The 7,590-nt window shown below is 31.7% G+C and carries 2 protein-coding genes and 1 pseudogene; 2 read left to right on the forward strand and 1 reads right to left on the reverse strand.

Going from position 1 to position 7,590, the window contains the following annotated elements; translation table 11 throughout:
- Nucleotides 1–2: 2 nt before the first annotated feature.
- Nucleotides 3–3,696: pseudogene (locus L8U00_RS03220) on the reverse strand (Eco57I restriction-modification methylase domain-containing protein).
- Between the two features lie 207 nt (nt 3,697–3,903).
- Here L8U00_RS03220 and L8U00_RS03225 point away from each other — a divergent pair.
- Nucleotides 3,904–4,485, forward strand: a complete 582-nt coding sequence (locus L8U00_RS03225; protein ID WP_263708476.1) for a cytochrome C — start codon at nt 3,904–3,906, stop codon at nt 4,483–4,485.
- 1 nt (nt 4,486) lies between these two features.
- Nucleotides 4,487–7,006: a molybdopterin guanine dinucleotide-containing S/N-oxide reductase gene (locus L8U00_RS03230; protein WP_263708477.1), complete on the forward strand. Its 2,520-nt coding sequence runs from the start codon at nt 4,487–4,489 to the stop codon at nt 7,004–7,006.
- Nucleotides 7,007–7,590 lie beyond the last annotated feature (584 nt).

The raw sequence follows: 7,590 nt of genomic DNA on the forward strand, positions 1-7,590 counted from the left end.
TTTTACTCCTTGTTTTTGATTATTTTTATTTCTTCTTCGGTTAGGTTGTAAAGTTTATAAACGATAGAGTTTATTTTATCTTCTTTGGTTTTGGTATTTGCTTTTTTGTCTTGCTCTTTTAAATTTAAAATCTCATCGACTAAGCTTATAAGCTCGTTTGCTAGTTTTTCATTTTTAGAATTTATTTTTGGTATAGGAAGTCTTTCTAAAAATGCTTTTTTGTATCTAAATCCATTTTCACCTAAGTTTCCACCGGCGTAAAATGTTTTAAATATAAAAGCCACAAAATCATTGTTTAAAAAAGCAATGAGATATTTTAGATTTTCCCCTGTTAAAATAAAACTTGTTGCTTCTGCGTAAAAATTTAACTTTGTATCTAAATAAAATTGCGGACTTCTCACAATTTCACTATATATTATTTTTTCCTTTTCAAACTGCGATAAATAATCTTTATTTGGATTGTTATCTAATTCAAGCCAATGATGTTGTCCTAAATATGGTTTTTGATCTGTTATAGGCTTATTAGTACATTGTCCTCTAGCTTGAAGTTTTTTCTTGTATTGTTTTAAATGATTATATATAGCAGGATATTCTTTTTCTAAAATTTTATAACTTCCAAATTCAAAAACTATAATCCACAAATTCGCCCACTCATAACTATATCTTTTTATATCTCTACCGCGTAGCATTTTGCGTATGAGTTTGACGGTGCGTTCTCTTTCGGCTTCATCTTTGCATTTAGCTAGAATTTCATCTCTTTTTTCAGTAGTGATGATAAAGGCTTCATTATAGCCCGTTTTTATGCCATAGTTTATATTAAGCCCATGCCAGTCTTTAAGCGGAGTGCCGTGCTTTTCTATCTTTGCTTTTAGCGCGTTTGTGCCCTCATCGTTAAAAGTAAAGCTTTCTTTGCTTAAAGAATTTTGTGCGATTTTGTTAAAATTTAAAATGCTTTCTATATTAAAGTCGTTTTCTTTTAAAAGCTCGGTATTTAGGGCTAGGTACTTAAAGCTATTATCTTTAGTTTTTGCTTTTTCAAAGCTTAGTATGGAAGTATCTACCGTAGCACTATCAAAGACTTTTATGCCATTTAGATCGATGTATTCTAATTTGCTTTAGCACATTAAACCCAAGCTCATAAAAGTAAGTATAAATGTCGCTTGTGCCTTTATATACTTTATAGTTTTTGGCTAAATTTGGCTTTAACTCTTTGATGTCTTCTTGTCTGATGTAAGGTGGGTTACCGATGATGAGATCAAACCCTTTAAAATTCCCGCCCTCATCAAGCACTTCGCTAAATTCAAAACGCCATTCAAAAGGATTTGCACTTTCTAAGTCAAATATACTCTCATAAAGCTTTTTAAGCTTTTTAAATTCTTTCTTAGCTGCACTTTCATCAAAGTCAAATTCAAACATATTTTTAGAGAAAAATACTCTAAAATTCTCATCTTTTTCATCTTGTGCTAAAAAATCGCCGTATTTTTTAGAGTATTCATTAGCGCCGTTGGTAAGTTGCTTGATCTCTTTGGCAAATTTGTCTTTTAAGCAGAAATTTTTAAAAGATTCTTTGAGGTTTTTGATCTCTTTTGCGATGAAAGTTTTGTCGGTGTAAAAGCCTTCTTTATAGTCTTTGACTATGCGTTTGTATTTATCCATGCGTTCTTTGATATTTGGGTAGTGAGAAAGGCTTTTGTGAATTTCAAAATAACTTATAAGCGAATTCCCGCATTTTATGTTGATATCGATGTTTGGCAGGGTTTTAAGATCATGATAGTTTGTATCATCAAAGCTTTCATAAAAGCTGTGTTTTAAAAGCTCTATCCAAAGCCTTAGTTTAGTGATCTCACATGAGTTTGGGTTGATATCTACTCCAAAAAGATTGTTTTCTATGATGTCTTTTTTACGCTCGAAAAGTTCTTTTTGGCAAAGGTGGGTTTTGTCTTTGTCAAAATCAGGGCGTTTATACTCTAAAAACTGGCCTTTGTGATTTTGCACTAAAATTTCATCATTTTGCACGCTTAGGTAAAAGTCCTCTTCAAACAAACCAAGCTCATAATGCACCATAAGCATGGCATTTAAAGCTGAAACTAAAAAATGCCCACTTCCCACTGCAGGATCGCAAATGCGTATGGAATTTAGCAAGGCTAGTTTTTGCTCTTGAGAGATTTTTTCTTGGCGTAGCTGGGTTCTTAGCTCGTTTAGCTTGGTGGCATTTAGCTTAAAAGTATGGTTAAATTTATCAAGCACGACTTTTTCTATGCTTGCTTTACACATATATGAAGTGATAAAGCTTGGGGTATAAAAACTACCTTCTTTGTAGCCATTTAGTTTTTCAAAGACATTTCCTAAAACGCTTGAGTTGATGAGTTCTTTTTGTTTGATGAGTTCTTCGCTTTGCTCATCTGCTCCAAAATCAAAGCTGTCTAAAAACTCAAACAAATACTCAAGCAAACCTACTTTACCTTTTTTGCTTTTGCCTTTGTCATCTTTTAACTGCGTGTGTGGGTGATACTCTAGCAAAGCATCATTTTCCAAAGTAGCGATTTCTAGTGTAGTTTTTTCGATGGCTTGTTTTTCAAAAAGTGATGAATTTAAATAAGGCAAATAGCTAAATTTACTCTGCGTCCTTGTGTGTTTTTCTTTAGCTAAGATATCAAAGAAAAGGTGTGAAAAGGTAGTAAAATTTGGAATTTTTTCATAGTTTAGAAATTTAAGGGTTTTATCATCATTAAATCTAACTAAATTAGACTCGATAAGCTTTAAAAATAAAATGCGGTTTAGCCAAAGTATGATGAATTTTAACACCTCTTCAAAGTCATGCTTTGGAAGCTTGCTCGCTATGAGATGATAAAGCGTGCCTTGGGCTTGTTTGCTTTGCTCACTTTGTGTGATGATGAATTTAGAAAGTTGTTTGCTCTCGCTTAAACCTAAGATGTATAAAAGCTCTTTATAGAATGCGTTGTTTAATGAGTTTGCGTCATTTGGGCTAAATTCATTTAGCAAAAAGTCTCTATGAAAGGTTTTAAAAATGCTTGCTAGGTTTTTGAAATTTGACTTTTGCTCATCTTTTAAAAAGGCTAAATCGATGAAAAAGCCTTTTAAGCTTTCTTTGGAATTTTCTATGAGTTTGCTTGCTTCTTTGTAAAATTCATCGGTGTTGCCTTTAAAAAGTGAGTTTGGACTTTGAAATTCTTCAAAAAGCTTTTTAAAGCTTGTGTTTTTATAAAAAAGTTCTTCAAACTCACTAGCTTTGAAAATGTAAAATTTATAAAAGTCTGTGATGATGATAAATTTCAAACTAAAGCTACGCTCTCTGTTTCTAAAATAATACAAAATGGCTTCATGCAAGGCTTTAGAATTTGGCTTTGTGTGGGTGATGAATTCTTTTGAGTTGGGCTTTTTAGCTTCGATGAGAACTTCTAAATCTTTGCTAAGCTCATCTTTAGCGATGGCTAAATCAATCTCGCTTTTGCCTTTTTGTTTGGTTTTGATGTGGGTTTTGAAATTTAGAGTGGTTAAAAATGGACTAAGTGCGTTAGCTACAAGATAGTCTTCATTTTCACTTTGTGAGCTTTCAAGCCTTTTTATATACTGCGTTAAAGCCTTGCTAAAAGTGCCAAATTCATTTTGTGTGATTTGCTTTTTGCGGTAGTAGGGGTTGAAAAAATCTTTTTCATTTAGCAAAGTAAAGTGCATTTTTAACCTTTATAAAGAATATTTTGTATTTTACTAAAATTTACTTTAAAGGATTGAAAAGACTTTATGAAAATATAAAAACAAATAAATTACAAATCAATAAAAAATTATTAAATAATATTTAATTTTACATTTTTTGTGCTAAGAAATTTTTAATTTTATTGATATACAACTAAGTTTATATCAAAAAAATATCAAGGAGGCAAAATGGGAAAAATTATATTGGTTTTCTGCTTAGCACTTGTTTCTTTGTGTTTGTGTAAAAATGAATTTTTTACAAGTGAGGTAAGCTCACTTTACTTAAGAAAAAATGACACAAAAGCTGTTGGTAGATTGCTACCTACAAATCCTTTTAAAGTATTAAAAACTGATGGAGATAAAGTTTTAGTCAAGATCACAGGTTATATTAATCCTGCTTCGCCTTCTGTACTTTATTACAACGATAGTCAAAGAATCATAGTTGCTGCATTTTCTAAAAATACAAAACTTGATTTTAAAACTTACACAAAAAGCAAAAATGGCAAATGGGATAAAGCTACCATAGAAGTTTGGACTGATAAGAAAGATTTTGCAAAAAGCAACAAAGAAATGTTTATAAAAGCAAAAGAACTTTATATGAATAACTGCGGAATTTGTCATAGTGTTCATAAAGAAAGTGAATTTAGCGCTAATGGTTGGCCTGCTACTTTTAGATCAATGGTAAATAGAACAGGAATTGATAAAAAAGATCATTGGTTAGTGATACAGTATTTACAAAAAAGTGCAAAAGATTTTAAGGAGGTAAAATAAAATGGGGCTTGATAGAAGAAAATTTTTAAAAATTGGTGCTGGTTTAAGTGTATTACCTCTGGTTCCTAGTTTGGTTATGGGAAAAAGCGTTGAAGCTTCAACTATAAATTCAGGTTTAGTAAAAAATGGAAGCGTGATAACAGCAGCACATTGGGGAATTTTAAAGCTTACCATTAAAGATGGCATTGTGATCAAAAGTGAGCCATGGGAAAAAGTAACACAAATTGACAATCCCTTACAACACTATACAGCAGATATGATCTATAAATCACGTGTGAAATATCCTTATGTAAGAAAAAGTTATCTTGAAAATCCTGACAATCCAAAGCCTGAGCTTAGAGGAAAAGATGAATTTGTGCGTGTAAGTTATGATGAGGCTATAAAACTTATAGCAAAAGAACTTAAAAAAACAAGAGAGCAAAAAGGAACTCAAGCTATATTTGGTGGAAGTTATGGGTGGAAATCTAGCGGAAATATGCAAAATTGTAGAATATTACTTCATAGATTTTTAAATGTCACAGGTGGGTTTGTAGGGACTACTGGAGATTACTCAACCGGAGCTTCTCAAGTGATCATGCCTTATGTTGTAGGCTCCATTGAAGTTTATGAACAACAAACTTCATGGGAAAATATTTTAGAACATTCTAAAATAGTAGTTATTTGGGGTGCTAATCCTATCGCCACTTTAAGAATAGCTTGGACTTCAAACGACCAAAAGGGTTTGCAGTATTTTGAAAAATTAAAAAATAGCAAGATCAAGGTTATTTGTATAGATCCCATAAAAACTGAAACTGCTAAATTTTTAAATGCACAATGGATCTCCCCAAGACCAAATACAGATGTTGCTATGATGATAGGTATGGCTAGTCATCTGATCGAAAAAAATAAAGTCAATTATGAATTTTTAGAAAATTATACAAGTGGTTTTGATAAATTTAAAGCTTATTTAGATGGCAAGAATGATGGTATTAAAAAAGATGTAAAATGGGCAAGCAAAATTTGTGGGATTGATGAAAAAACCATTAAAACACTAGCTGAAAGCTTTTATGGTAACCCTACCATGCTCATGAGTGGTTGGGGTATGCAAAGAGCTCATCATGGTGAACAACCTCATTGGATGTTAATAACCCTAGCTTCAATGATCGGACAAATTGGCACCAAAGGAGGTGGCTTTGGCTTAAGCTATCACTATAGTAATGGTGGGGTTCCATCATGCAAAGGTGGTGTTATAGGAGGTATTACAGCAGGAGCTGTGGGAATTTGGGAAAATGGAAAATTTAAGGGGCTACCAAAAGCAGGAGTTAGTCAAGGTGGTGCCGAATGGCTACAAAATGCTGCTAGTTATTCTTTTCCAGTAGCTAGAATAGCTGATGCTTTGTTAAATCCTGGGAAAGTTATAGACAATAATGGTTCTAAGATAACCTATCCTGATATTGACTTTATTTATTGGGCGGGTGGAAATCCTATAGTTCATCATCAAGATACAAACAATAATGTAAAAGCATGGCAAAAACCAAGAACTATAGTTGTAAATGAAATTTATTGGACTCCAACTGCCAAAATGGCAGATATTGTAATGCCTACCACAAGTTCTTATGAACGAGATGATATTACCATGAGTGGTGATTATTCTAATATGAATATAGTTCCAATGAAGCAAGCAGTATTACCAATAGGCGAGAGTAAAGATGACTATGAAATTTTTGCTGATATTTGTAAAGTGTATGGAGATGATGTATTTAATGCTTATACTGAAAATGGTAAAAATGCAAAAGATTTTATCAAAGAATACTACAATAGCGCTTTAAAACAAACTCAAGCTTATGGGGATGTATTTGAACCAAAAATGCCAAGTTTTGAAGAATTTTGGGCGAAAAACGAGCCTATAACTTTTTCTCCAACTATAGAAAGCATGGAATGGGTTAGATTTTCTGAATTTATCGAAGATCCTATCTTAAATGCTCTAGGCACTGAATCAGGCTTGATAGAAATTTACTCAAAAACTATCGAAAAGTATAATTATAAAGACTGCAAAGCACATCCAATGTGGATGGAGCCGATAGAATGGCTAGGAAATGCTACCAAGGAAACACCTTTTCATCTACTAACCAATCACCCAACAAATAGACTCCACTCACAAATGTGCCATACTTCACTGCGTGAAAAGTATGCGGTAAATGATAGAGAGCCTATCTTAATCAACCCAATTGATGCTAAAAAACTTGGAATCAAAAATGGCGATATTGTAAGAGTTTTCAATAAAAGAGGTCAAGTTCTCGCAGGTGCTGTGGTAACTAAAGACATTATGCCAAATGTTGTAAGATTATGCGAAGGTGGCTGGTATGATCCAAATGATGAAGGAATGTGCAAATACGGAAATGTAAATGTCTTAACTATTGATATGCCAACTTCTGAATTAGCAAACGGAAACATTTCCCATACAAGCTTAGTAAATATAGAAAAATACAAAGGATTACAGCCTGAAATAACAGCATTTACAGCTCCAAAAGGCGCTGAATAAAACATTCTTTCTTAGAAGATAATTTTCTTCTAAGAAAGCTATATTTTAAAATACAAGAATTCAATATAATTTATTTCAAAAATCAATTTTAAACTAAAATTATTTTTCATGTAAATTTAATATTTAGAAATTAAACATTATAGTATCAAATAATCAAATTCAGTATTTAAAATCATAATATATCTACTATAATCTAAAATATAAAATCATATATCATAAACTTTCGAACAAATATAAAAATATCCTCCTCAACAACACTTTAACACAATCACTCCAACAAACCTACCTAAAATACTAAATTTTACAAAGATCTATTTTGCTTACCATTTCACTTAATTCTTAATTTTCAACCTATTTGCATATTAAAAACATCACAAACTCACTTACAAATACACTCCTTATAAAACAAAATCTATACCATATTTTATCCATCCTAACACTAAAATAATTTATTTTACAAACTAAATAATAAAAAACCATCTACAGTTAACAACCATAAAGAATAAAAAATAAGAATTAAAGCTCATCTGTAGTCAATACTGACTAAACCACTAAATAAAAACAATAAAAAATAAAATAATAAA

Origin of the sequence: Campylobacter sp. IFREMER_LSEM_CL2256 (assembly GCF_025771645.1) — a bacterium.
Taxonomy (GTDB): domain Bacteria; phylum Campylobacterota; class Campylobacteria; order Campylobacterales; family Campylobacteraceae; genus Campylobacter_D.